Below are 24648 nucleotides of genomic sequence, written 5' to 3'. Positions count from 1 at the left end.
GATCGGTGGTGCGCGCCGGACGCGGGAGGGTGCGCCCGGGGGTACGTGGCAGGGCGTGTCCGCCCGCACACTCAAGGGGAGCACGCCGCCGGGGCCCGCAACGCCGCCAGCGGCTCGGGGAGTTCAGGCAAATGCCTGAGTCGCCTGCCTTTTCGTTGCGGTGGGGATATTCCGTGCGGGTTTGCCCACGCCGTCACTTCGGCCGAGAACCGAGCTTGCGCGGGATCAGGACGGGATACCCATCGCGAAGTGACTGTGCGTCAAGCAGTGGCGTACGGGTCGCACAGGGACGGAGGGACTGCTGTGGAAGATGCCCATGCCGAGGCCCCGCGCCGGTACGCGGCCTTCGCCGGTCTCGCGGACCTCGCTCCGGCCGCCGCCTTCCTCCGGGACCGCGACGGCCGCTATCTGTGGACCAACCACGCCTACGCGCATCTGTACGGCACGGTGCCGGACGAACTCGTCGGCAAGCGCATCGAGGACTTCGACGCTCCCGCCGAGGCCGTCCGGTTCCGTGCCCTCGACCAGGAGGTCCTGGAGCGCGGAACGCCGGTGCGGCACACCCTCGACTACCGCCGCCCGGACGGCAGCGCGGGCCGGGCCGTGGGCCACCGCTTCCCCGTACGGGAGAACGCCCGGACCTGTGTCGCCGGGATCTACGTGGACATCACCGACAGCCTGCGCGCCACGCTCCAGTGGCAGGAGGCCGAGGACAGCCTCCAGGCACTGCGCGACCACAGCGGCCTGCCCTGCGCGCTGCTGTCCGCGGGCGGCCGGGTCATCGAGGCGAGCACGGCCGCCGCCGAACTGTTCCACGTCAGCCTGCCCGAACTGGTCGGCCGCCGCGCACACACCCTGCTCGCGCCCGACCCCGGACTCGAACGGCTGCACCGCAGGTGGAACGGGCTGATAGCGCGGCGCACCAGACGAGTGGAGACGTGCGCGGTGCTCCTGGACACCCGGGGGTGCCAGCGCCGCGCGCAGCTGCATCTGACGACGGTGGGCCACTCCGCGGCCCGCGCCCGCCACGTGTGGGCCGTCGTCACCCACCACAGCCTCGCCCACGAGGCCCATCCCTCGCTGACACCCGCGCAGATCCGCATCCTGTCCCTGCTGGCGGCGGGCAGCACCAACGGCGACATCGCCACCTCGCTGAGACTGTCCCGCCAGACGGTCGACTACCACCTCAGCCGCCTGCGCGACCTCCTGGGCGCGACGACCCGCCCGGCCCTGGTCGCCCGCGCCTACGTCCTGGGCATCCTCGCCCCGCACGCCTGGCCGCCGCGTTCGGCCACGGCGGCGCATCCGTTGAGTACGGCGTGAGGGGGCAACCGCTCGCGCCGCCGCGCAGGTCGAGCAGCGCGTCCGGCGTGGGCGGGACGGGGCTGATGTGCTTGGGCGCCGGCTGCGACTGCGCCCCGACCGGGCGGGCTTCAGAGCTGGTCGTAAATGGCGGCGAGCTGCCGGAGGACGCCGGTCGCGGTGTCCAGGGCGGTGGTGTCGTGGTGGGCGAGTGCGGCGTCGAGTGCCCGGGTCAGGGCGTCCTGGCGTTCGTGGTGGCGGCTGCGGCCGGCCTCGGTGAGGGTGACCAGCACCGATCTCTTGTCCTCGGCAGGGCGTTCGCGGGTGACGTAGCCGGCGGCGGCGAGTCCATTGACCAGTTGGGTGGTGGCGGCGCCGGTGGTTTCGGTGGCGGCGGCGAGCCGGCCGATCGGCAGCGGGCCCGCCTCGGCCAGCACTCGCAGGGCGCGGGCATGGGCGAGGGAGAGTGCGCCGGGGGTGCGGGTGGCGCGTCCACGCAGGCGGGAGTCGGCGGCGCTGAGGCTGTAGGCGGCGCGGGCGAGTTGGTCGAGGGCCGCATCGCGGGTGGTGTCGGACATCAGTGGGTCTCCGTGTCGCCGATCGGTGGGCGGGTTGACACCAGCCTAGCCTAAGTACTTAATGAATAAGTACTTAGGCATCACGGAAACGGGACGTCTACCACCCCCTTCATCTGAGGACACCTGTCATGACTGTTCGTTCGACCGGCCAGAGCTGGGCCCTGGACATCGCCCTCGCCCAGGGCGGCTTCGACGCCCTGCACCCCCAGGCCAAGGGCACCCTGGAGCAGCTGGGCCACGACCACACCGACTTCGACAAGGTCTTCGACCTGGTCCAGAGCGGAGTGATGCTGCCCAAGGCGTGGGCCACCATCGCCGGGCAGGCCGAGGAGCGCGCCGCCCACCACGAGCGCGGCGGCTTCGCGCAGACCGCCGCCGACCTCTACGTGCGCGCCTCGGTGATGTGGGGCCGCGCGCAGTACTCGATCTTCGACGCCACCGACCCGCGCAAGCTCGCCTTCCGCGAGCACGCCAACCACTGCGTCGAGCGCCTTGGCGCACTGCGCGACAACCGGGTGCGCCGCCTCGTCCTCGACTTCGAGGGCAAGCAGATCTTCGCCCTCCTCCACCTGCCCGCCGGCGAGGTCCGCAACGCCCCCGCGGTGATCCTCGGCCCCGGGATGGACATGATCAAGGAGGACTACATCTACGCGGCGGAGCGGTACTACACCTCGCGCGGCATCGTGGCCCTGTCCATCGAGGGCCCGGGCCAGGGCGAAAGCCGGGCCAACGGGCTGACCGTCGACCTCACCAACTACGAGCGCGCCATCAGCCGCTACATCGACCACCTGGCCTCGCTCCCGGAGGTCGACGCGGCCCGGATCGCCATGTTCGGCATCTCCATGAGCGGCTACTGGGGCTCGCGCGCCGCCGCCACCGACCCGCGCCTGGCCGCGCTGGCCGCCTTCGAGGCCGTCACCGGCGACTTCACCACCATCTTCGAGCGCGCCCAGCCCACCTTCAAGAACAACTACATGTTCATGGCCGGCTATACCGATGAGGACGCCTTCGACACCGAGCTGGTCGCCCGCATGCCGCTGGGCGACCTGGTCCAGGAGATCACCTGCCCGGTCCTCTACGGCATCGGCGAGTTCGACGAACTCACGGTGCTGGAGCAGGCCCTGGCCACCTACGAGCGCGTCCGCGCACCCAAGGAGATGCGCGTCTACGAGAACGAGTTCCACCCGCTGGGCGGCACCGCCGCCGAGGTCTTCCGCTTCGGTGCCGAGTGGGTCGAACGCGCCCTGAACGGCGAGTTCGCCGAGCCCGGCCGCGACGTGCGCCACTACGTCCACCGCGACGGCCGCACCACCGACGGCACCGCCAACCCCACCTGGTGGCTCGGCGCCACCCCCATCCAGATCACCGCCGCCAGCCAGGCATGACGCCAGGGCGTCGAAGCCACAGCGCCGTTCGGCCGGAGTGACCGGCGCCCGGCGGGGGCGTGTCGCGGGCGGAGCACGGCTCGTTGGAGGAGCTCTGGTTCATCCTGGGAGCAGGGCTCGCCTGTGGTTCAGTCCGGGCCGGGCCGCCTTGGCTCGGGGCGGGACGCGGTGAAGCCGGCCGGGGGAGGCGGGTGGCAAGATGCGTCGGGAATATTGGGAACGACGTTCTCGGAGACGGGGCAGGCCGGCCTCTGGTGCCTCCCGGTGGCTGCGGTGGTTTCAGCCGCGTCGCGGGCTCTTCGGCGGCTGGGCCTGGCGGCTCGGTTTGCCCGGGAGGACATGCGCCACCGCCGGCGGTCCCGTCTCCGACGCGTCTCCGGACACGCCACTCGCGCTTTGCGGTGGCGGTCCGGACGTACGGAAAGACAGTGTGAGACGGCATGCGTATACGCGCGATCTCGACAGCAGCGGCCGTGGCCTTCGCCGGGACCTTCCTGGGGCTTGCCCCGGCCTCGCCCGCGCTGGCGGCGTCCCCCGTCTTCGACTACCCGGTCGACCCCGCCGAGGCCCCCGACATCTACCGGGACATCCCCGGCACCGACATCTCCTTCGACGCCAAGGCCGGTGAGCGGTCCTACCTGTGGTCGCGCAACCTGACGACCACGGCCCTCAGCGCACTGGGGCCGCACGAGAACCTCGGCCACACCTTCGCCATCCGCTGCTCCTACGCCGACGGCACCGCGTTCCCCGAGAAGGTGGAAGCGGGCGCCTACTGGGCGGCCAACCTGGTTCCGCCCGCGGAGAAGTCCCTGACTCCCGGCCTGCGCTGGATGTTCACCGCGCCGGACGACGGACGCTTCACCTGCAAGCTGTCGGTGGTGGCCTACTCCACCATCATCAAGAACGGCAGGCAGGTCGGCATGCGCATCGCCGCCGGGGCCGAGCTGGGCAGACTGCCGGTGGCCGACGGGCCCCGCTGGACCCTGCCCGAGACGAGCGGCACCGTCGTCGCCCGGGGCGCGACCGCCACCACCCTCGGCTACACCGTCACCCCCGGAGCCGGGCAGCGCACCACCATCGTGCAGGACGCCAACCTCACCACCTGCATGGCCAAGTCGCGGATCTGCGACGGCGGCACGGCGGCCTACACGTACACCAAGGCCGAGACATGGATCGAAGCCCAGCCCCAGAACGCGGACGGCGCCCTGTGCGGCGGCCCCATCAAGGGCCCGGTCGCCAAATGGGACATCACCGACGACCGCCACCACCAGAGCGCCACCAACACCCTCAACATCGACCGCGACCAGCTCGGCGGCTGCACCAGCGTCCGCACCACCCTCAAAGTCCGGAACGTCGACGGCAACCCCGTGAAGATCCACGCAGGGACCGCTTCGGGCGCCATCGCCGCCACGCACGGTCTCGCCTTCACCCTCTGAAGCTCCGCTCCGCCGCCCCGGGCGTCAGCAGATTCGGGGCAGCTGCTCGCCCCGCGGCATCTCGATCACCCGTCGTGCGCCCATCCTGGTCCGCATCACCACTCGTCCCGCGGGGCCCGCCACAGCCCGTCCCACGACGACGGCGGACGCGCCCTCGTGGGTCGAGCGCATCGCCGCCAGCGCCGCGTCGGCCTGGTGGGGAGCGACGAAGGCCACCAGACAGCCCTCGTTGGCGACGGCGAGCGGATCGAGGCCGAGCAGGTCGCAGGCGGCGGCGACGGGCTCCGGGACGGGGATCGCCTGCTCGTCCACCTCCACGCCCACCCGGGAGTCCCGGGCGATCTCGTTGAGGGTGGCGGCGAGACCGCCGCGGGTGGGGTCCCGCAGGGTGTGCAGGCCCGCACCCAACGGCCCGAGGGCGTGGACCAGCCGGTGCAGCGGGCGGGAGTCGGAGGCGATGGCGGTTTCGAAGCCGAGCCCTTCGCGGGTGGAGAGCACGGCGGTGCCGTGCAGGCCGATCGGTCCCGACAGCAGGACGGCGTCGCCGGGGCGGGCGTGCGCGGCCGACGGGGTCAGGCCGGGGATGCGGCGGCCGACGCCGGTGGTGGTCAGGAAGAGGCGGTCGACTGCTCCGCGCTCGACGACCTTGGTGTCTCCGGTGATCACGGCGACCGCGCAGCCGCGGGCGGCTTTGCCGACCGACTGGAGCACGGTACGCAGTTCGGCGAGCGGCATGCCCTCCTCGGCGATGACGGTGAGGGCGAGGGCGACGGGCAGAGCACCGCGCATCGCCAGGTCGTTGACCGTTCCGTGCACGGAGAGCGAGCCGATGTCCCCGCCGGGGAAGAAGAGGGGGGTTGACCACGAACCCGTCGGTGCTCAGGACCAGTTCGTAGGCGCCCGGCAGCAGGGCCGCGTCCTCCAGTGGGCCGGGGGGAACCGCGCCCAGGGCGGGCAGCAGGAGCGTGTCGAGCAGTTCCCCGGTGAGGAGGCCGCCGGCGCCGTGGCCCAGTCGCAGCCGCTCCTCTTCGGCGTGGGGCAGGGGACAGCCGTCGCTCATCGGGCTTTCCGGGTCCGGCCTGCGGCGTGAAACGCGGCGCAGGTGCCCTCGGTGGACACCATGGGCGCACCGAGGGGGGTGAGGGGGGTGCAGCGGGTCCCGTAGGCCGCGCAGTCGGTGGGCAGCCGGGCCCCCGTGAGGATGGCGCCGGCGATGCAGTCGGGATCCTCGTGCGAGTGCAGGTCCGCGAGGCCGAAGCGCCGTGCCGCGTCGAACCGTGCGTAGCGTGCGGTGAGTTCGAGTCCGCTGGCCGGCAGGGTGCCGATGCCGCGCCAGGTCCGGTCGGTGACCTGGAAGACCCGGTGCACCGCTGCCTGGGCGGCGGTGTTGCCCTCGCGCCGGACGGCGCGGGCGTACTGGTTCTCGACCGTGTGCCGGCCCGTCTCCAGTTGGCGTACGGCCATGAGGATCCCTTCGATGAGGTCGAGGGGTTCGAAGCCGGTGACCACCACGGGCACCCGGTGACGGGCGGCGATCGGCTCGTATGCGCGCCACCCCATCACGGCGCACACGTGCCCGGCCGCCAGGAACGCCTGCACCTCGCAGTCGGGGTCGTCGAGCAGCGCGGTCATCGCGGGCGGCACCAGGACGTGGCTGACCAGCACCGAGAAGTTGTCCAGGCCCAGTCGTTCGGCGTGCAGGACGGCCATCGCGTTGGCGGGTGCCGTGGTCTCGAACCCGACGGCGAGGAAGACGACTTCGCGGCCGGGGTGGGTCCGGGCCAGGCGTACCGCGTCCATCGGGGTGCAGACGACCCGGACGTCGGAGCCGCGTGCCCGCGGTGCCAGGAGGTCGGTGCGGGTACCCGGGACGCGGAGCGTGTCTCCGAAACTGGTCAGGAGGACCTCGGGCCGGGCGGCGATGGCCAGCGCGCGGTCCAGGGTCTCCAGCGGCGTCACGCAGACCGGGCAGCCCGGCCCGTGGATCATGCGGATGCCCGCGGGCAGCAGTTCGTCCGCACGCGACCTGCTGCCCGACCCCGGCCGCTGCATCACCTCGATCGCCAAGCTGCTCGGCGTCTCCCCGGGCACCCTGTACAACCACATCCCCGACCCACGCGAACTGCGCGCGGGCGCCGGCCCCCGTCAGCTCGAAGCCCCCGCCGAAGTAGCCCAGCACGAGCAAGACCAATCTCAGCGGCACTTTCTGTACGGCAACTACTCGCACATCAGCGGGGCAGGATGCGCAGTACTGCCTCGTGTTCGCCGCTGAGCCGCAGGCCTTGCTGCAGTGCGGTGCTCAGGTCGAGGTCGCCGAGCAGGGTCGCGGCCAGCAGGTGCGGCGGTCCGGTCAGGGACGCGGTGGGGTGGTCGACGCGGCCGGCGTGGGTGTGTACCGAGCCGTCCTTGACTTCGATGACCAGGTCTTCGTTGCCGTCGGCGTGCAGTTGCAGGACGATTGCCGGCTGGTCGGGGCGGTGGTCGGTCAGTGCTCGGGCGGGCATGTCCAGCCAGTGGGTGCGGAAGGTGTCGCTGCCGCCCGGCTCACGCAACAGCGGCATGCCCCACCGGCTCAGCTCCCGCAGCACCGGCTCCAGCTCGCGGCCACGCTCGGTGAGGGAGAACAGGGTGGTGGCCACCGGCGGCGGGGCGGCCTCGCGGTGGATCAGGCCGGCTTCCTCTAGTTCGCGGAGCCGGTCGACCAGCAGGTTGCTGGCGATCCCGGGCAGCCCGTTGCGCAGGTCGGTGTGCCGGCACGGACCCAGGGCGAACAGTTCACGGACGATCAGCAGGGTCCATCGGTCGCCGACGGTGTCCAGTGTTTTCGCGATGCCGCAGTACTGCCCGTAGGTGCGCATGCCACCACCCTACATCGTGGTGTTGAGATTCAGACCTCTCTTGTTGACTTTCTCAACAAGAGAGGTCTAGCGTCGCGGCCCATGACCACCACCCTTTCCGTGCGTCGGCTGGCCTGGGCCGGCGTCGAGATCCGTCTCGGCGACACCCGCCTGCTGATCGACCCGCTCGAGAACGTCGCTCCGCTGGCGCCGGTGATGGGGCCGCCGCACCGGCCGGTCGACCCGGTCGACACCCCGCCCGGCACCCACGCCCTCATCACCCACCTGCACCCCGACCACTACGACCACGACCTGATCGCCCGGATCGCGGCCACCGGCACGATCGGCTGCCACACCCCGAGCGCGGCGGCGCTGCACGAGGCGGGCATCACCCCCGTCGCCCAGGACCTGGGCCAGCCACGCCGCATCGGAGAGCTGACCGTCACTCCGGTGACCTCGCTGGACTGGCGCGGCAACGACTGCGACCAGGTCGCCTGGGTCGTCGAAGGCGCCGGCCGGCGGGTCATCCACTGCGGCGACACGCAGTGGCACGGCAGCTGGTGGCAGATCGCCCGCGACCACGGCCCGTTCGACGTCGCGTTCGTCCCGGTCAACGGCGTCATCGCCCACTTCGAGGGCTACGCGGCCAACGTCCCGGCGACCATGACCCCCGAGCAGGGCGTCGAGGCCGCCGTCGCACTCGGCGCCGGCACCGTCTGCGCCATGCACTACGGCCTGTTCCACAACCCGCCGTTCTACACCGAGCAACCCGACATCGAGCAGCGCTTCCAGCACGCCGCAGCCGAGCGCGGCATCACCGCGGCCATCGTCGCCGACGGCCAGCCCATCCTGTGACCAGCAGAAACAAGGAGCCACACATGAAGATCGTCCTGTTCGGTGCCAGCGGCAACATCGGCCGGCCCACCACCGAGGAACTCCTGCGCCGCGGCCACACCGTCACCGCGGTCACCCGAGCCGGCCACGTCGACGGACTCGAGCACAAGGCCCTGACCGTGACCACCGGTGACGTCACCGACCCCGTCGCGGTCGCCGGACTCGCCGCCTCCCACGACGCCGTACTGTCGGCCGTCGGCCCCCGGATCGGCCAGGAGAGCGACCGCGCCACGATCGTCGGTGCCGCCCGTGCACTGATCGACGGACTGCGCCGAGCCGGCGTCACCCGCCTGGTCACCATCGGCGGTGCCGGCAGCCTGCGCACGCCGACCGGCGCCCGGGTCATGGACGACCCGGACTTCCCCGCGCTGTGGAAGGCCAACGCCCAGGCCCAGTCCGAAGCGCTCGACCTCTACCGCGGCGTGCACGACCTCGACTGGACGTACGTGTCGCCCGCCGCGGTCATCGCAGCGGGCGAGCGGACCGGCGCCTACCGCAGCGCCGGGGACACCCTGCTCACCGACGACGACGGCAACAGCCGCATCTCGTACGCCGACTACGCGATCGCCTTGGCCGACACGATCGAGAGCGGCACCGCGATCCGCCGCCGCATCACCGTGGCGTACTGAGCCATGAGCAACGACGCCGCCGGCCGGCACACCCGATCCATCGTCCTGCTCGCAGCGCTCGCGGCCCTGGGACCACTGTCCATCGACGGCTACCTGCCCGGACTGCCGGACCTCGCCGGCGACCTGCGCGCCGACGCCGCGGCCACCCAGCTCACCATCACCGCCTGCCTGGCCGGGCTGGCCATCGGGCAGCTGATCGCCGGGCCGCTGAGCGACACCTACGGCCGGCGGCGTCCGTTGCTGGCGGGCCTCGCCCTCTACACGATCGCCAGCGCGCTCTGCGCGGTGGCACCCGACGTCCGGACCTTCGTCGGTCTGCGCCTGGTCCAGGGCATCGGCGGGGGGTTCGGCATCGTCATCGCCAACGCCATGGTCCGCGACCGCACCTCCGGAACCCGCACCGCACGTCTCTTCTCCGCACTGACCTTGATCACCGGCCTGGCGCCGGTGTTCGCGCCGGTCCTCGGCGGCCAGCTACTGCGCGTCACGGCCTGGCCCGGAATCTTCGTGGCCCTGGCCGTACTCGGCGCCGTGGTACTGGCGGCCTCCGCCGCAGGACTGCCGCAGACCCGCCCCTCCGCGTCACGCCGGCCGCTGCCGGCTGTCGTCGGGCAGCTGCTCAGCGACCGGGTCTTCACCGGGTACGTCCTGGCCAACGGCCTGGTCTTCGCGGCGATGTTCGCCTACATCTCCGGCTCGCCGTTCGTCCTGCAGGAAATCCACGGCTTGTCACCGCAGCAGTACAGCGCCGTGTTCGCCGTCAACGCCGCCGGACTCATTGCGGCCGCCCAGATCAGCGGCCGGCTGGTGGCCCGGGCCGGCGCCCGCGTGCTGCTGCTCGCCGGTCTGCTGGGCGCGACAGCCGGTGGCACCACGGTCCTGGGCGCGGTGCTGACACGGGCACCCCTGCCCGTGCTCCTGATCGGCCTGTTCGTCCTGGTCTCCAGCGTGGGCCTGGTCATGCCGAACGCCGCGGCCCAGGCCCTGGCCGACCACGGCGGACACGCCGGGTCGGCCGCCGCTCTGCTCGGCTTCAGCCAGTTCATGATCGGCGGGGCACTTGCTCCGCTGGCCGGCGCGGGTGGCGCCACCGACGCCTTGCCGATGGGGATCATCGTCGCCGTGCTGCCGGCGCTCGCCCTGCTCACACTCGGCGTCCTCACCCGGTCGATGCTTCCCAATGCTGATGTCAAGCGGCTTCGGTGACGGGTGGTGTGACTTGATAGCACCGTCGGTCACGGATCAGGGCCCAGAGCACGTTGACGCGTCGGCGTGCGAGAGCAAGGACGGCCTGAACGTGGCGTTTCCCTTCCGCGCGCTTCCTGTCGTAGAAAGCACGGGAGTTGGGGTCACGCTGGATGCTGATCAGCGCGGATGTGTAGAAGACCCGTTGAAGACGCCGGTGGTAGCGGGTGGGCCGGTGGAGGTTGCCGTTGACCTTCCCCGAGTCCCGTGGGGCCGGTGTGACGCCGGCGAAGGCCGCGAGGCGGTCAGCGGTAGGAAAGGCTTCCAGGCTGCCGCCCACGGCTGCGAGGAATTCCGCGCCGAGGGTGGGCCCGATGCCGGGCATCGAGGAGATCACTTCGGCGAGTTCGTGCTCGCGAAACCGGCCCTCGATGAGCTTGTCGGTCTCAGTGACCTTCTCGTTGAGGTTGATCACCTCCTCAGCGAGGGTGCGGACCATCTTGGCGATGGCTTTCTCCCCAGCGACGGCGGTGTACTGCCGTTCAGCAGCCTCGACAGCCTTCTCGGCGAGGGCCTGGGCGCCTCGGACCTTCCGGTTACGCAGCCACGTCGTCAGCCGCCCGGCGCCGATCCGGCGGATGGCAGCGGGGGTCTGGTAACCGTTCAGGAGCCGCAGGGGCCCGGCGTTGTCGAGGTCCAGAGCACGTTCAAGCGCAGGAAACATGCTGGTGAGCAGGGCACGAAGCCGGTTGATGACGCGGGTTCGCTCGGCGACCAGGTCGGTGCGGCGGTCGGTCAGGAGCCTCAGCTCGATGACTGCTTCGTCATCGAGACGGACGGGCAGCAGGTCGCGGCGCATGCGGGCCTGGTCCGCGATGACGTGGGCATCGCGAGCGTCGGTCTTCCCCTGGCCGCGGTAGCTGTCGGTTGCGCGGTTGACCGCCATCCCGGGGATGTAGGCGAGTTCCTGGCCGTGGTTGGCCAGGAGGTTGATCAACAAGCTGGGCTCGCCGCCGGTCATGTCCAGCGCCCAGGTAACTTCCCGCCCATCGGCAAGGCCGAGTACATCGCCGATCAGCTTCGACAGCTCGGGCTCATCGTTGGCTACCCGCCTGGACAGCAGGGTCTCACCCTCGGCGTTCAAGACCAGGGTGTGGTGGTGGGTCTTGCCGCAGTCGGTCCCCGCCCATATTCGGCTCATCGTGCGTGCAGTTCGTACCATGGACGACCTCGCCGGCATTGCTCTACGCAGCGACTTGCTCGCACTTCCCAATCGGCGGCCGAGTCGTCGTGGGGGACCGGGCGGCCAAGCATCGCGAGCCACGAGCGGCAGCCCGATGAAAACCACACCCGGCCCCCTGGGTGCCACAACCCTACGAACGGCTGGGGCGAACCCAGAAAGAAGGTAGAGCCCGGTGAGCGCACTCGCAGGCCGGCTCGCCAAGGACCTGCCGGGCACCGGCGACCGAGCCGGCACCCACGCGGATCTTCTTCATGAGCGGCTCGAACTGGGTGCAGTCCGCCCGCTGTCCGGGTGTGACCAGCAGCGACAGCGGGCGGCAACGGCCATCCGTGCTCAGGCGGACCTTGGTGGTGAAGCCGCCGCGCGAGCGGCCCAGGCCCTCACCTGGAGCACCACCTCCTCCAGATGGCCTGCCAGGCATGTCCACGCCGGATCGATCTGATGTTCCGTCACGGTCGCCCCCCTTTGAGGCGACCTGCGGCGGGGGAGCCTTGCGGGCGCCGGCGGCGTGCTGATGGGCGCGCATCACCGTGGAGTCAACCGAGACATCCCAGTCAATGGATCCCTCGGCGTCTGCGACGGCCTGGACCTGCTGCAAGGGTCGCTCCCAGGTGCCGTCTGCCGACCATTGCAGGTGCCTCTTGTGCACGGCCTTCCACGGACCGAACCTCTCGGGGAGGTCACGCCACTGCACTCCGGTTCGTACCCGGTGTAGAACCCCGTTGATCACCTGCCGGTGATCCCGCCACCTGCCACAACGTCCATTGCTCACCGGTAGAAGCGGCTCCAGGCGAGCCCACTCGGCGTCCGTCAGATCACCGCGACCAGTCATACAAAGCTAACGGGCAGATGATCGGAGAGGTACTGCCTAGGCGGGCGACGTCGTCGGCCACCCCGGAGCCATGATCAGTCTCAGCTACTTTGCACCGTGGGTCAGGGATAGGACACCGGGGCCTTTGAGGACGACCGGGCGGATGAGGGTGCGCAGAATGGCGGTGATCCAGTTGTCGATCTCCTGCCGGTTGCGGTGGTCGCCGTACTGACCACCCCCGCATGCGGTACATCAGCCGGTTCCTGGGCGGCAGGTGCGCGGGGCTGATCGCCCCGGTGAAGAGCTGGTGCTCCCGGGCCCGGAGGGCGGCGCGCAGCTGCGGCACGGGATCCGGTACCGCCGCCCACCTGTCCCAGCGTCCGTTCAACGTGCGGGCGAGCCCGACGCTGAAGAGCCACACGGGCCGGGCGGCCAGGGTCTCGCTGTTGCGCCCGGCGTACTCGCCGGCCCGCCGGAGCCGGGCGCCACCGTCGAGGGCACTGCCGAGTACGCAGACCTGATGGCGCCGGGCGTCCGGGCCGTGTTCCAGGGCGATGGTGACTGCCTCGATGCGCTGCTCGACCAGACGAGCTTCGATCCGTTGGACGGGGCCGACGCGAGGGAACTGCAGTGCTGGTACGGGAGGTTTCAGAAGGGCTCGTCGGCGTTCCAGGAGATATGGCAGCCGAGGCGGATGTGTCCGTCGGGGGTGCGGTGCAGCTGGAGTCCGCCCTCGGTGTTGTGGGACGGCGGCGGGGTCGAGTCGTGCCGGATGGGGTCCGCGCGGGGTGCGGTGGCGCGGGCGGCCCGGTACCAGGCGGGTTGGCGGACGCTCGCCGGATCACGGTAGCTGGTGGCGGCAACGGTCACCCCCGTACTGGCCGACGTCAGCTGGAGTTGGTAGACCGGGGCGGAGCTGTGTGCCGCCACGTACTGAGCGACGATCCGGGCGGCTTCGCTCAGTCGCTAGACCAACTGGGCCGGAAATCCCAGGGTGTTGAGGGCCGTGGTGGCGATGACGGCCAGGGCGGCATGACTTCCCGGGAGGCGGGGGACCTCGATGGTGAGTGCCAGCCGCCGGGCATCGACGGGGTCCGGACGAGTGACGTGTCCTTCTCCGACCGTGACGTGATCGTGTGCCAAGCAGGGCGGACCGGTGATGCTGCTGGAGCGGCCCATCGACGCCTCCCGGGTGGGTCCTTGGACTGTGCGGGAAGGCTGATCCTGCCGCGGCGGGACCAGCTGGGGCGGCCGAGGTCCAGAGCGCGCGACGAGCAGCCTATGCCCATTGACCGAAGGAGAGAAGCGCGCGATGCGCCATCGTCGTGCGGGGTGCCGAGCGCGAAGGGATTTCCGGCAGGTCCACGGCCTCACCGTCTGTCCGTCGGGTTGGCCGGCACACCCCATGCACGTGCCGGGACAACTGCCTGCCGGGTGGCGGCTTCCGTTCGGATTGGCCCGACCAGCCCCTGCGGAACGTCCATCCCCCGGCGCAGAGTGAGGGCCGGGGCCGGGCTGTCGGACGCCCGCCCGTGCACGCCCCTTTCGCCGTCGCAGTGCAGTTGGACCGGAGCTGCTCACGATGACCCGTCCTCCTGTCACCGCAGGCATCGACGGCAGCGCGGCCAGCCTGGCGCGCGCCGCCCGGGCCGCTTCCGAGGCCGAAATGCACGAAACGGAACTCCACTTGGTCGCCGCCTGGCACAGGCCGTCGGGCGTTTCGCGGCCCGGCATCCCCGATGTCGTCCCGGCGTGTGGAACACCGGCGGGAACGCGATGGGGCCCGGTCCCTGAGCCTGCCCCTCAGCCGAGGAAGTCGACACGGTCGATGCGTCCGTGGCGTACGCGGTAGGCCACCAGCACACGAACGGGCTCCTCGCTGAGGCCGTGGGCCTCCTCGTGGTCGACCACCCAGTCGCCCTGGGTGAGCCGCCCGGTGACCACGGCCCGGCAGCGGCCCTTGGCGAACAGTTCAGCGTATGTGTCGCGCAGGGCGTTGCGGCCGTTGAGCGTGCTGCCGTCGCGGCGGTGGACCACGGCGTCTTCGGCGTAGGTCGCGCAGAACGCCTCGATGTCGTGGGAGTTGTAGGCGGCGAGCTGCCGGGCGACGACTTGGTGGGGTGTGCTCATTCTCGTGATCACTCCTGTGGTTCATACCGCGGCGCGGTGGGTGGTGGGTCCGTGTGGCATACACGGCGTCGCGCGTCGGGAACGGGACATAGAGTCGTCCGTGCGCACTCGTTCGCCGATTCTGGAGCTCAGGGCAGGAGTTCCTCGGACATTCGCAGGATCACGTCACAGGGAGCTTTTCGATGCACGAATCCACCGGAAGCCGGCGGTGACGGGTCCTGCCGCCGGGGTGGACGAGCTGGATCTCGCGCTGGTGAACGCGCTCCAGCTGCGGCCCCGGGCGCCGTGGTCGCTCCTCGGAAAGACCCTGGGAATCAGCCCGGTCACCGCCGCCCGCCGCTGGCGCCGTCTCACCGATACGGGTGCCGCCTGGGTGACCGCCTACGGCCTGCCCAGTCCCCATGACCGCGGCTGCGTCGCCTTCCTCGATCTCGACTGCGCCCCGGACACGCTCTGGCAGACGGCCGACGCACTGGCCGACGACCCCCATGTGCTGACCATCGACCACTTCGCGCAGGGCTGCGACCTGTTCGTCACCGCGGCCTTCGCCGACCTCGCGTGGGTCTCGCGCTACACCACCGACCGGCTGGGCCGACTCCCCGGCGTCCACTCCGTCGGCGTGCGTCTGGCCACCGGCTTCTACGCCGAGGGCGTCCGCTGGCGGCTGGACTCGCTGGAGCCCGGCCAGCGCCAGGACCTGCGCGGCGTGGCCCCGGGCGGCTACGCGGAACCCTCGCAAGTCCGCGAAGAGGACCGGGAACTGCTGATCCAGCTGGGCCTTGACGGCCGCCGTGACCAGGCCGGGCTGGCCACCGCCACGGGGCTGAGTCCCTCGACCGTTCGGCGCCGCCTCGAACGGATCGCCGCCTGCGACACCATCCGATTCCGCTGCGAGATCGCCGCCCCGGACGCCGGACGCCCCGTTCTCGCCTCCTACTGGGCTGCCGTGCCGCCCCACCGGCTCGATGAGATCGGCCCCCAGCTGGCCAGACTCCCCGAGGCACGGCTGTGCGCCGCCGTCACCGGACCACACAACCTGATCCTTTCCGTGTGGCTGCGTTCCCTGGCCGACGGGCAACGCCTGGAGGCCGCGCTCGCCCGCACGTACCCCGATCTCCAGATCGTCGAGCGCCGCGTCTCCCTGCGTACGGTCAAGCGGATGGGCCGGGTCCTGGACGCGCACGGGCGGTCGGTACGCGCCGTGCCGATGGACATATGGCGTGTCCCCGTGTGACGTGTGCGCGAGTCGGAGCCCATGGTTGTCACGTTCGCCGTCGGGGACCTGCGGCGAGGGGCTTTCGGGTGGGCGAGCCACAGTGGCAACCGCCGTCAGACAGGCGCGTCCACGCGTGGTGACCGCATCCCTGCCTTGGGGCGGGGCCGACCTCAGAGCGCCGCGAGTGCCTCGGCGCGGTTCACGGCCCGGCCCAGGGCGCCGAACTCGTGGAGGTCACCGAAGACCTCCAGGCGGATCGACTGGTCGATGCCGCCGGCCTTGACCGGGTCGAAGCCCGCCGCGGTGATCAGCGCGGCGACCGCGTCGCTCGCCGCGTCGTCGTCGGCGGCGTAGAACCCGACCGCGGGTTCCGGGGCCCTGCGGGACGCGGAGGTGAGGGTTTCGGCGGACAGCGTGCCGAATGCCTTGACCAGCCGGGCACCGGCGGGAACCAGGGCGGCAAGGATCTGGCCGGAGGACTCTCCGGCTCCGATCGTCTTGACGAAGCCGCCGTTGCCGTCCGGGGCGATCGGGTTGGAGGGGTCGACCAGGATCTTGCCGGGCAGCCTGTCGCGGTACTGTGCGAGCAGTTGCTTGGCCGTGTCCAGCCATACGGCGAGGACGAGCACGTCCGCCGCATCGACGGCCTGGTCGACGGTCACTGCCGTGGCATGGTCGCCCAGCGTGTCGGCGAGTGTCGCGGCGTCCGCGAGGTTGTTGCTCGCGAGCAGGACGCCCGCACCGCCCGCGACGAGATTCGCCGCCAGACGGCTGCCGATGCTGCCGGTACCGATGATGGCCTTGGTCATGAGGTGCTCTCCTGCTGGGTTGTCGGGTGCTTGGTCGTTGTCGCGCGGGGGCTGAGCCAATGGCGTAGGGCGCGGGTGACGAGGGGCATGGACACGTACGTCATCAGCACGCTGAACAGCGCGGCGAAGACGGCGGTACGCGCCGCCTGCGGCAGGCCCGTCAGATGCGGGGTGAGGAACACGCTGCCGAGCAGGGAGATCGGGAAGATCCCCAGGGCGGAGGCGACCGCCGTCTTCCAGCGCGGCGGCGCGGTGGCGGCCCGCCCGGGTTCAGTGAACCAGCCCTCCATTCCCGCCAGTTCACGGCGCGCGACCTCGTAGTGGCGGTGCCCTTCGTGGTGGGCGGAGAACGCGGCCCGCTGCGGGGAGGCGAGCCACACCCGCAGCGCCTTCTGGTCGCGGAAGCGGTGCACGACGATCCACGGCGCGCCGTCGGCGGCGGGGCGGTAGAGGCCGCCGCCCAAATGGCCGGGGAGCGTGGCGGCGGCGGCCAGGACCCCCCGTGCCCACTCCTGGAACGTCTCTTCGTGGCCCGGATCGACCCTGCGCGCCGCGACGAGCGCGATGTCTCCGTGGGAGGTCAGGACGGTGCTTTCGGGAGGGGTGGCCATGGGGGCTCCTGGTCGGCGCGTGGCGGTGGGGCCGGCCGGGTGGGACGGCGGGCCGCCGTCCCACCCGGGTGGGGGTCAGGCGCGGGGCGCGGCGTGGACGTAGTGCTTGGTCTCCTGGAACTCCTCCAGGCCGCGCACTCCGTTCAGGCGGCCCACGCCGGACTGCTTGAAGCCGCCCTCCTCGAACATGTCGTGGACGATGGCCCAGGTGTTGGTCCACACGGTGCCGGCGTCGATCTCGCGCCCCACGCGCAGCGGACGGTCCACGTCGCGGGTCCAGACCGACGCCGCCAGGCCGAACTCCGTGGCGTTGGCCAGGGCGACGGCCTCCTCCTCGGTGCCGAAGACCTCGAAGGTGGCGACCGGGCCGAACACTTCCTGCTGCACGATCGGGGCGTTCGGGTCCGCGACCTCCACCAGGGAGGGCGTCAGGAACGCGCCGTCCCGCACGCCCCTGACGAGGACCTCCGCGTACGCCGCCGCATCGGTGACGACGGCTTCGACTCGCCGGGCGTTGTGCTCGTCGATCAGCGGGCCCATCTCGCTGGCCGGGTCGTCGCCGGGACCGACCTTGACGGCCCGCAGCGATGCGACCATGCGGCGGCGGAACTCGTCCGCGACACCCCTCTGGACCAGAATGCGGCTTCCCGTCATGCAGAACTGGCCGGTGAAGGTAGTGATGGCCTTGGTGAGAGCCGGGACGGCGGCGTCCATGTCCGCGTCGTCGAAGACGATCATCGGGCTCTTGCCGCCGAGCTCCAGGGAGAGCGCCTTGAGCGTGGGCGCGGCGTTCGCGGCGATGACGCGGCCGACGACGGTGGAGCCGGTGTAGCTGATGACGTCCACGTCGGGGGAGGTGATGAGCAGCGGGGCGCCGTCGTTGCCCGACTCGGTGAAGATGTTCATCACTCCGGCGGGCAGGCTCTCGGTCTGTGCGACGAGCTCGCTGAGCAGACCGTTGACCAGCCCCGTCTGGCTCGGGAGCTTCATGGCGACGGTGCAGCCGGCGGCCAGGGCCGGTGCGAACGAGCGGACCGCGAGGACGACAGGGGAGTTCCACGGCGCGATGACCGCGGCGACCCCCGCGCCCTGGCGGAGGGTCATGGAGTAGAGGCCGGGACGGACCTCGGCCGAGCTGCCGTGGTCGCTCAGGGCCAGTGCGGCGTAGTAGCGCAGCTTGGGGATGGTGAGGTCGATCTCGAAGGCGGCCTCGCCGAGGATCTTGCCGTTCTCACGGGCGAGCAGCGTGACGAACTCGTCGCGGCGCTCCGCCAGACGGTCGGCCATCTCGAAGAGGGCCCTGGCGCGCAGGTTCCGGTCGCGCGCCCAGTCGGTGGTCTCGAAGGCACGGCGGGCGGCGGCGATCGCGGCCGTCGCCTCGTGGGCTCCGGCGTCGGCGAAGGTGCCGAGCACCTCGCCGGTGGACGGGTTCAGCGACGGGGTCTGACGGGCGGAGTCGACCCACTGGCCGTCGATGAGGTTACGGGCGTGCTGCATGGCGGAGAGTCCTTACGAAACGGGGTGCGGATGTGCGTACGGGTAGGGGTGCGGTGGGTCAGATCTGGCGGGCGATGTGCTCGGCCGCCGCGATGACCGTGAGGTTGGTGGCGGCCGACGGGACGTCCGGGAAGATCGAGGCGTCTACGACGCGGAGGCCGGACACTCCCCGCACCGCGCCGAGCCGGTCGGTGACGGCCGTCGGGTCGTCGTCCGCGCCCATCGGGGCGGTGGAGGTGGGGTGGTGGTAGGTGTCCAGGGTGGCCAGCACCGCCGCCTCGATCTCGGCGTCGCTCCGCGCCCGCGGGCCCGGGTTGAGTTCGCGGTCGATGAGCCCGGCCAGCGGCTGGGTGGCACCGAGGCGGCGTGCGAGCGCGATGCCTTCGATCAGACGGCGGCGGTCGCTCGGCTCGGCGAGGAAGTTGAGGTCGATGCGGGGCGCGTCCTCGGGGTCGCGGCTCCTCAGCGTCAGCGTGCCCTGCGACCGCGGGCGCACGAGCGCGACCGCGAGGACGAATCCGACGCCGGTGGGACTGGTGGAATGGTCGAAGAGATGGGTGGCGGTGATGTGCAGGTCCAGCTCGCCCTCGCCCGCTTCCGAGCTGGCGGTCCACACCTTCGCGCCGATCACCGGGGTCTGGCCGCCGATCCGGTCGGGCTCGGCGGCGTAGGCGTTGTAGAAGAACGGGTGGTCCTGCAGGCGCAGCCCGACGGGCAGATCGGCGACGACCGGAATTCCCAGTGCTTCGAGGTCCTCGGCCGGCCCGATGCCGGAGCGGAGCAGGATCGCGGCGCTGCCGTAGGCGCCCGCCGACAGAATCACCTGATCGGCGACCGCCTCGGTGCCGTCCGCGAGGACCACGCCCGTGGCCCGGCCGTCCTTGAACAGCACGCGGTCGACCAGCACTTCGGCGCGGACGGTCAGGTTGGGCCGCGCGCGGACCGCGTCGGTCAGATAGGCCATGCCCGTGTTGACACGCACGCCGTCGCGCACGTTCATCGGGTACGGGCCGACGCCCTGCGGAGCCGCTCCGTTGAAGTCGGCCACCGGGCGGATCCCGTCCGCCAGGGCCGCGTCGACGAAGGCCCGCTCCATCGTGCTGAGGTCGGCGTGGGTGAGCTGGGCGACCGGCAGGGGGCCGGTGCGGCCGTGCAGGTCGTCGTCGCCTGCCGAGGTGGACTCCAGCGCCTTGAAGGAGGGCAGGAGTTCCTCGTACGACCAGCCTCGGAGCCCCCGTTCGGACCAGCGGGCGAAGTCGGAGGGCAGGGCGCGGACCGCCACCGAGCCGTTGACGGCCGACGATCCGCCGAGGACCTTGCCGCGGAAGGCCGCCACCGGGTGGCCGATGAAGCCCGGTTCGGACTCGTATCCCCAGTCGTGTCCGGTCCAGCCGCCCAGCACACTGCTGGAGGCCACGGCCTCCGGGTACTCCTGCGGCGCATAGGCCGGTCCTGCTTCGAGCAGCAGCACCGTGCGCCCGGGGTCCTCGGTGAGCCGGGCGGCGAGGACGGCTCCGGCGGAGCCGCCGCCGACCACGATGGTGGCGTGGGCGGAAGTACCGGACGTACCGGAAGTAGCGGGGCCGCCGGGGGGGAAGGGTGCTGTCCATGGGGGTTCTCCTGAGTCGCTCGCCGGCCGGTCAGCCGAACGACCACGACGCTAGGGAGATCCGCGCGCGGGCAAATCGGTCACCGTATCGGTCATGGCCTAGGTGAGGCGCATTCCGTTGTCGAAGTCCACGCGGGCGAGCTCTCCCCGCGAGACGATCCCCAGTTTCTGGAAGACGTTGGAGAGGTGGTGGCCGACCGTGCGGGGGCTGATGAGGAGGTGCGCGGCGATCTCCCGGTTGGTGAGCCCCTCCGCGGCCAGTCGGGCCACACGGGACTCCTGGGAGGTGAGCACGGCGTCGTCCCGGAGCGTCTCGCGGCGCAGCTGCTGCCCCGTCAGCTCCTGTTCGGTCAGGGCCCGTTCCAGCAGCGGTACGGCCGCGAGGCGGCGGAAGGTCTCCGCGGCCTCGGCGAGCTGCACCCGGGCGTCCGTGCGCCGCCGTACGCGCCGCAGCCACTCCCCGTACAGCAGACGCGTGCGCGCGTGACAGAACGGCCGGCCGGTGGCCCCGGGGACGTCGAGGGAGCGGCGGAACAGCTCCTCCGTCCGGTCGGTGGCCAGCAGCGCCGCGCTCTGGTGCGCCGCCGCCACGGCCCACGGCGCGCCCGTCCGGTCGGCCCAGGAGCGCAGTGACCCGAGCGCGGGCTCACCGGCCTGTGGGCGGCCGGCGCGGACGGCGGCCTCCACGGTGTCGGCGGCGGCGAGCAGCGCGAAGGTGGTGTGCGCCGCCTGGTGTCCGGGGACGGCCAGGGGCAGGAGGCGGTCCAGGGCCTCCTGCGGGCGTCCGGCGAACAGGGCCGCCTGGCCCTGATGCCAGTAGGCGGCTGCGGTCAGCGCACGCACCCCGCGTGGCACCGACAACTCCAGTGTGGCGGCCGTGAGTTCGGCCACGTGCTGCTCGTCGCCGCGCAGGGCCGCGAGCCAGGCGAGGGAGTTGCGGCACTGCGAGGCCGCGTGGTCGGCACCGATCTCCTCGGCGAGCCGCAGTGTCTCGACGGCGTTCGCAGCCGCCTCGCTCCAGCGCCCGGCCACGATGTCCAGGGTGGCGGTCTGCGGCACGGTCATCACCAGGGCGCTCGCCGCGTCGGTGCGGCGCAGCTCCGACAGCTGACGGCGCAGGGCCTCCGCGAGCGTTTGCTCGGCGCCCCACGTCAGAGCCAGCGGAGCGGGCGGAACCAGACGCCAGGACGCCGCGCCGAGCCGGGCGACGGCCTCCTCGGTGAGCGCCGCTCCGGTGCCGGAATCGCCGCCCCACCACTGGGTCAGCGCGGCCAGCACGGTCGCCCCCGGTGCCTCCGCGTCGTCCGCGGCCAGTTGCGCCACCCGGCACAGCGCCGCCGACTGCTGCTCGGGGGATCCGCCCGCCCACCCGGCCCGGACCGCCAGACAGGCCAGTTCCATGGCTCTGCCGGGCTCGGACACGGCATGCGTGTCGCGCAGCAGCATCCGGTGTGCGCGCTCCTGGTCGCCGTGGGCGAACTCGATGACCCCGGGCAGGCCACCGCTGTCCTTGGCCACCGTCTGCTCGGGCGCCAGCCGCCCCGCCCGGTCGAGCAGGACCCGCGCCTTCCCCACCTGCCCGCACTCCCAGGCGGCACGGGCTCCCAGGGCGAAGCGGCGGGCCGCGTCCGCAGCGCGGGGCGACAGCTCGGCAGCCCGGCACAGCGCCCGAGCCGTGGAGGCGTAGCCGCCCCGCGTCCAGTCGTCGTGAGCGCTGCGTTCGAGCAGTTCGGCCACGTCGTCGTCCGCCTCGTCGTCGGCGGCGGCTGCCAAGTGCCAGGCCCGCAGGCCCTGTTCGGACCCGTCCGTACGCAGGGCGTCGGCAAGGGCCCGGTGTGCCGCCTGGCGCTCGGTGAACAGGGCCTCCTCGTACACGACCGCCCCCAGCAGTGGAGCACGGAACCGGATCCGGCCGTCCTGGGCGGCGAGCAGGCCCGAGCGCGTTGCCTCGTCCCAGGCGGCTGCCCCCGCGCCGAGTGCGCCCGCGGCCTCGCGCACGAGGCGCAGGTCGCCGCGGTCATCGGCGGCGGCCACGAGCAGCAGGGTCCGGGTGGGGGAGGAGAGCTGGGCGGTCCGGGCGCCGAAGGCCCGCCTCAGCAGGGGCCCGATGGGCAGGCGCTCCCCGGGGTCGGCCGCCGACATGGGGAGTTCGCGCAGCGCCAGCGGATTGCCGCAGGCGGCCCGGACGGTGCGGCGCACGGTCTCCTCGTCCGCCCCGGACACCTCGGCGCGGACGAACCGTTCCGCCTCGGTGTCGGACAGCGCGGGGACAGACAGGGCCGGCAGGCATTCCCAGGGCCCGCCGGAGCCGGGATCGGTGTGGCCCGTGAGCAGCAGGGCCATGGGTTCGGCGCACAGCCGTCGCGCGACGAAGGCCAGGCATTCGGCGCTGGGCTCGTCCAGCCAGCCCGCGTCGTCCACGGTGATCAACAGGGGGCGTTCGGCCGCGAGTTCGGTGAGCAGCGTGAGCGTGGCGGCCCCCACGAGGAAGCGGTTCGTCAGGTCACCGCTGTATCCGAGCGCCCCGCGCAGAGCGGCGGCCTGCGGTGGCGGCAGCGCGTCGAACCGGGCGGTGAGGGGCCACAGCAGTCCGTGCAGCCCGGCGAAGGCGAGCCCCGATTCCATCCGGCTGCCGCGGCAGGCCAGCACGGTGAAGTCGGTGGCAACCGCGGTGGCGTACTCCAGCAACGCGGTCTTGCCGATGCCGGGATCCCCCCAGAGCACCAAGGCAGACCCCCTGCTCGCGCGGGCCCCTTCGAGGAGCCGGTCGAGCTCCCTCTTCTCCTGATGCCGTCCGTACACAGCTCATTTCCTCGCGTTCTCATGGGACTTCTCGCCCGTCCTGTCGTCAGGCACGGGAAGGTCCGACCGATAGGGCGACCGATGCGCCCGGTAACCCGGGCTGCCTACCGTCACCGCCATGACCGAAGATTCCTTCGACGGTGGTGCCCGGCTCGTCGAGCAGGTGGCCGCCGCGACCGGCGCCGACCCCGCCCACCACCGCCTCCTGCACGCCCGCGGCGCCTGGGCCGCAGGCGAGTTCACCCCGTCCGGGCGCGCCGCCGCCGTCTTCACCGCCCCCGCCACCCCGGCCACGGCCCGGTTCTCCAGCACGCTCGGCGGCCCCGGTGGCCACGACGGCGATCCGGGCGACCACGGCTTGGCCGTCCGCATCGGCGACCTCGACCTCGTCATGTTCACGCTGCCTGTCTTCTTCGTACGGACCGGTGCGGCGATGGCCGAGTTCCTGCGGGCCACGAACTCCCCGGACCCGTCGGCCGTCCCCGCCTTCCTGGAGCGCCACCCCGAGGCCGCCACCGCCCTCGAACTGGCCCAGCAGGCCCGCCCGGCCGCCGGATTCACCGGCCTGACCTACCACTCCGTGCACGCTTACGGCCTGACGGACGGGGCGCGAAGGGTGCGGTGGGCCCGGCTGAGCTGGCGGCCCCAGCGGCCCACGGAGCCGCTGAACCCCGAGGAGGCCCACAGCCGGCCGGGCGACTACCTCAGCCTCGGGCTGGCGGCCGAACTGCCCGCCAGCTTGGACCTCGTGGCCCAGCTGCCGGCGCCGCACGACGAGGTGTACGACCCGACCCGCCTGTGGTCCTCCGAGCACACCGTGCCGCTCGGCACCCTCACCCTGACCGGCACCGAACCGCCCGCCACGGAACCGGGCTTCGACCCCCTGCGCCTGCCCCGGGGCGTCGCGGCCCCGCTCGACGAGCTGGCCGCCGACCGCAGCCGCGTGTACGCCGCGGCACGCCACCGCCGCGCCTGAGCCCGTCCGGCCCGTCGCGCGCGAGCGGGCCACCCACCCACGCGCACAGCGCCGGGGCACCCGCCCCGGCCGTCCACCCCGACCGAAAGGCGCCACCCTCATGTCCCACCTGCGATTCCTCGCCATCTCCGGCAGCCTGCGCCGCAGCTCCCACAACACCGGCCTGCTGCACGCCCTGCGGGCCCAGGCCCCCTCGGACGTCACCATCGACGTCCATCCGGACCTGGGCGCCCTGCCGTACTTCGACCAGGACCTGGAAGCGAACCCTCCCGCCCCGGTGGTGGAGTTGCGCGAGCGGGTACGCGAGGCCGACGGGCTGATCATCGCGACCCCCGAGTACAACTCGGCGATTCCGGGAGTCCTGATGAACGCCCTCGACTGGCTCTCCCGCCCGTCGTCCGGCTCCGGCGATTCCAGCCTTCGCGGCAAGCCCACCGCCATCCTGGGCGCCTCGCCCTCACAGTTCGGCACGGCGCGCGGGCAGCTGGTCCTGCGGCAGATCCTCCACCGGGTACAGGTCCCGGTGGTGGCCCATCCCGAAGTCACCGTCTTCCGGTCGCACCAGCGCTTCGACGCCGACGGCGTCTTCATCGGCGACGAGTTCACCGAAAGCCTGCTGCGCGACTTCCTGGGCGAACTGGTCCGCCTCACGCAGCGCACCCGCGCGCACGCGGGCCGGGTCCCGGCCTGACCGCTGC

General features: G+C 72.0%; 20 protein-coding genes and 2 pseudogenes. 9 read left to right on the top strand and 13 right to left on the bottom strand.

Annotated features, from left to right (window positions below; genetic code table 11):
* Positions 1–303 precede the first annotated feature (303 nt).
* The gene (locus AB5J87_RS00830) at positions 304–1323 is read left to right on the top strand and encodes a PAS domain-containing protein (protein WP_369372734.1); all 1020 of its coding nucleotides are present in this window, start codon (positions 304–306) and stop codon (positions 1321–1323) included.
* A gap of 110 nt (positions 1324–1433) precedes the next feature.
* Here AB5J87_RS00830 and AB5J87_RS00825 read toward each other — a convergent pair whose 3' ends face one another.
* Complete coding sequence (locus AB5J87_RS00825) at positions 1434–1880, bottom strand: MarR family winged helix-turn-helix transcriptional regulator (RefSeq protein ID WP_369372732.1); 447 nt, start codon at positions 1878–1880, stop codon at positions 1434–1436.
* A 128-nt stretch (positions 1881–2008) separates the two neighbouring features.
* On the opposite strand from AB5J87_RS00825, the gene AB5J87_RS00820 reads away from it, so the two are divergent.
* Both AB5J87_RS00820 and AB5J87_RS00815 read left to right on the top strand, forming a co-directional pair.
* Positions 2009–3265 (top strand): alpha/beta hydrolase, encoded by a 1257-nt coding sequence (locus tag AB5J87_RS00820; protein WP_369372730.1) that lies wholly within the window; start codon positions 2009–2011, stop codon positions 3263–3265.
* 440 nt (positions 3266–3705) lie between these two features.
* Entirely contained in the window at positions 3706–4701 is a 996-nt protein-coding gene (locus AB5J87_RS00815) for a hypothetical protein (RefSeq protein WP_369372728.1), read from the top strand.
* A 24-nt stretch (positions 4702–4725) separates the two neighbouring features.
* On the opposite strand, the pseudogene hypE reads toward AB5J87_RS00815, so the two are convergent.
* The 3 genes and pseudogenes from hypE to AB5J87_RS00800 all read right to left on the bottom strand — a co-directional run bounded on the left by hypE (position 4726) and on the right by AB5J87_RS00800 (position 7559).
* Positions 4726–5761 (bottom strand): annotated as a pseudogene (gene hypE / locus AB5J87_RS00810) (hydrogenase expression/formation protein HypE).
* The gene (gene hypD / locus AB5J87_RS00805; RefSeq protein ID WP_369383318.1) at positions 5758–6753 is read right to left on the bottom strand and encodes a hydrogenase formation protein HypD; all 996 of its coding nucleotides are present in this window, start codon (positions 6751–6753) and stop codon (positions 5758–5760) included. Before hypD ends, hypE begins: the two are co-directional and overlap by 4 nt.
* Positions 6754–6929: 176 nt before the next feature.
* The gene (locus tag AB5J87_RS00800; RefSeq protein ID WP_369372726.1) at positions 6930–7559 is read right to left on the bottom strand and encodes a winged helix-turn-helix transcriptional regulator; all 630 of its coding nucleotides are present in this window, start codon (positions 7557–7559) and stop codon (positions 6930–6932) included.
* Between the two features lie 81 nt (positions 7560–7640).
* Here AB5J87_RS00800 and AB5J87_RS00795 point away from each other — a divergent pair, with 81 nt between their 5' ends.
* From AB5J87_RS00795 to AB5J87_RS00785, 3 genes are read left to right on the top strand one after another with little or no spacing between them, the layout of a single operon-like run.
* Entirely contained in the window at positions 7641–8393 is a 753-nt protein-coding gene (locus AB5J87_RS00795; RefSeq protein WP_369372724.1) for an MBL fold metallo-hydrolase, read from the top strand.
* A 23-nt stretch (positions 8394–8416) separates the two neighbouring features.
* On the top strand, positions 8417–9061 hold the full coding sequence (locus AB5J87_RS00790) for an NAD(P)-dependent oxidoreductase (protein ID WP_369372722.1): 645 nt from the start codon (positions 8417–8419) through the stop codon (positions 9059–9061).
* A 3-nt stretch (positions 9062–9064) separates the two neighbouring features.
* Complete coding sequence (locus AB5J87_RS00785; RefSeq protein WP_369372720.1) at positions 9065–10267, top strand: multidrug effflux MFS transporter; 1203 nt, start codon at positions 9065–9067, stop codon at positions 10265–10267.
* On the opposite strand, the gene AB5J87_RS00780 is transcribed toward AB5J87_RS00785, so the two are convergent.
* From AB5J87_RS00780 to AB5J87_RS00765, 4 genes and pseudogenes are all read right to left on the bottom strand, one after another.
* Positions 10251–11447, bottom strand: coding sequence for an IS110 family transposase (locus AB5J87_RS00780; protein WP_369372718.1), 1197 nt, complete (start codon positions 11445–11447; stop codon positions 10251–10253). The genes AB5J87_RS00785 and AB5J87_RS00780 overlap by 17 nt on opposite strands.
* A 313-nt stretch (positions 11448–11760) precedes the next feature.
* Positions 11761–12321 (bottom strand): annotated as a pseudogene (locus AB5J87_RS00775) (IS5 family transposase); the annotation flags it as partial.
* 627 nt (positions 12322–12948) lie between these two features.
* Positions 12949–13230, bottom strand: a complete 282-nt coding sequence (locus AB5J87_RS00770) for a hypothetical protein (RefSeq protein WP_369372716.1) — start codon at positions 13228–13230, stop codon at positions 12949–12951.
* A gap of 873 nt (positions 13231–14103) precedes the next feature.
* On the bottom strand, positions 14104–14430 hold the full coding sequence (locus tag AB5J87_RS00765; protein WP_369372714.1) for a nuclear transport factor 2 family protein: 327 nt from the start codon (positions 14428–14430) through the stop codon (positions 14104–14106).
* Positions 14431–14638: 208 nt separating this feature from the next.
* Between AB5J87_RS00765 and AB5J87_RS00760 the strand changes: the two genes are divergently transcribed.
* Positions 14639–15664: an Lrp/AsnC family transcriptional regulator gene (locus tag AB5J87_RS00760; RefSeq protein WP_369372712.1), complete on the top strand. Its 1026-nt coding sequence runs from the start codon at positions 14639–14641 to the stop codon at positions 15662–15664.
* 152 nt (positions 15665–15816) lie between these two features.
* Here the strand turns inward: AB5J87_RS00760 and AB5J87_RS00755 are convergent, their stop codons facing one another.
* The 5 genes from AB5J87_RS00755 to AB5J87_RS00735 form a co-directional block, all read right to left on the bottom strand.
* Entirely contained in the window at positions 15817–16455 is a 639-nt protein-coding gene (locus AB5J87_RS00755) for an NADPH-dependent F420 reductase (RefSeq protein ID WP_369372710.1), read from the bottom strand.
* Entirely contained in the window at positions 16452–17066 is a 615-nt protein-coding gene (locus AB5J87_RS00750) for an antibiotic biosynthesis monooxygenase (RefSeq protein WP_369372708.1), read from the bottom strand. Before AB5J87_RS00750 ends, AB5J87_RS00755 begins: the two co-directional genes overlap by 4 nt.
* A gap of 75 nt (positions 17067–17141) precedes the next feature.
* Complete coding sequence (locus tag AB5J87_RS00745; protein WP_369372706.1) at positions 17142–18563, bottom strand: aldehyde dehydrogenase family protein; 1422 nt, start codon at positions 18561–18563, stop codon at positions 17142–17144.
* Between the two features lie 58 nt (positions 18564–18621).
* On the bottom strand, positions 18622–20100 hold the full coding sequence (locus AB5J87_RS00740) for a GMC family oxidoreductase (protein WP_369372704.1): 1479 nt from the start codon (positions 20098–20100) through the stop codon (positions 18622–18624).
* A gap of 171 nt (positions 20101–20271) precedes the next feature.
* Entirely contained in the window at positions 20272–22974 is a 2703-nt protein-coding gene (locus AB5J87_RS00735; protein ID WP_369372702.1) for a helix-turn-helix transcriptional regulator, read from the bottom strand.
* Positions 22975–23092: 118 nt separating this feature from the next.
* Between AB5J87_RS00735 and AB5J87_RS00730 the strand changes: the two genes are divergently transcribed.
* Positions 23093–23950, top strand: coding sequence for a catalase (locus tag AB5J87_RS00730; protein WP_369372700.1), 858 nt, complete (start codon positions 23093–23095; stop codon positions 23948–23950).
* Positions 23951–24050: 100 nt separating this feature from the next.
* Positions 24051–24641 (top strand): NADPH-dependent FMN reductase, encoded by a 591-nt coding sequence (locus AB5J87_RS00725; RefSeq protein WP_369372698.1) that lies wholly within the window; start codon positions 24051–24053, stop codon positions 24639–24641.
* The last annotated feature ends 7 nt before the right edge of the window (positions 24642–24648 follow it).

The sequence above is a fragment of the Streptomyces sp. cg36 genome (assembly GCF_041080675.1).
Classification (GTDB): Bacteria; Actinomycetota; Actinomycetes; order Streptomycetales; family Streptomycetaceae; genus Streptomyces.
The sequence above is the reverse complement of the archived record's forward strand: the minus strand, read 5'-3'. Positions and strand labels throughout refer to the sequence as shown.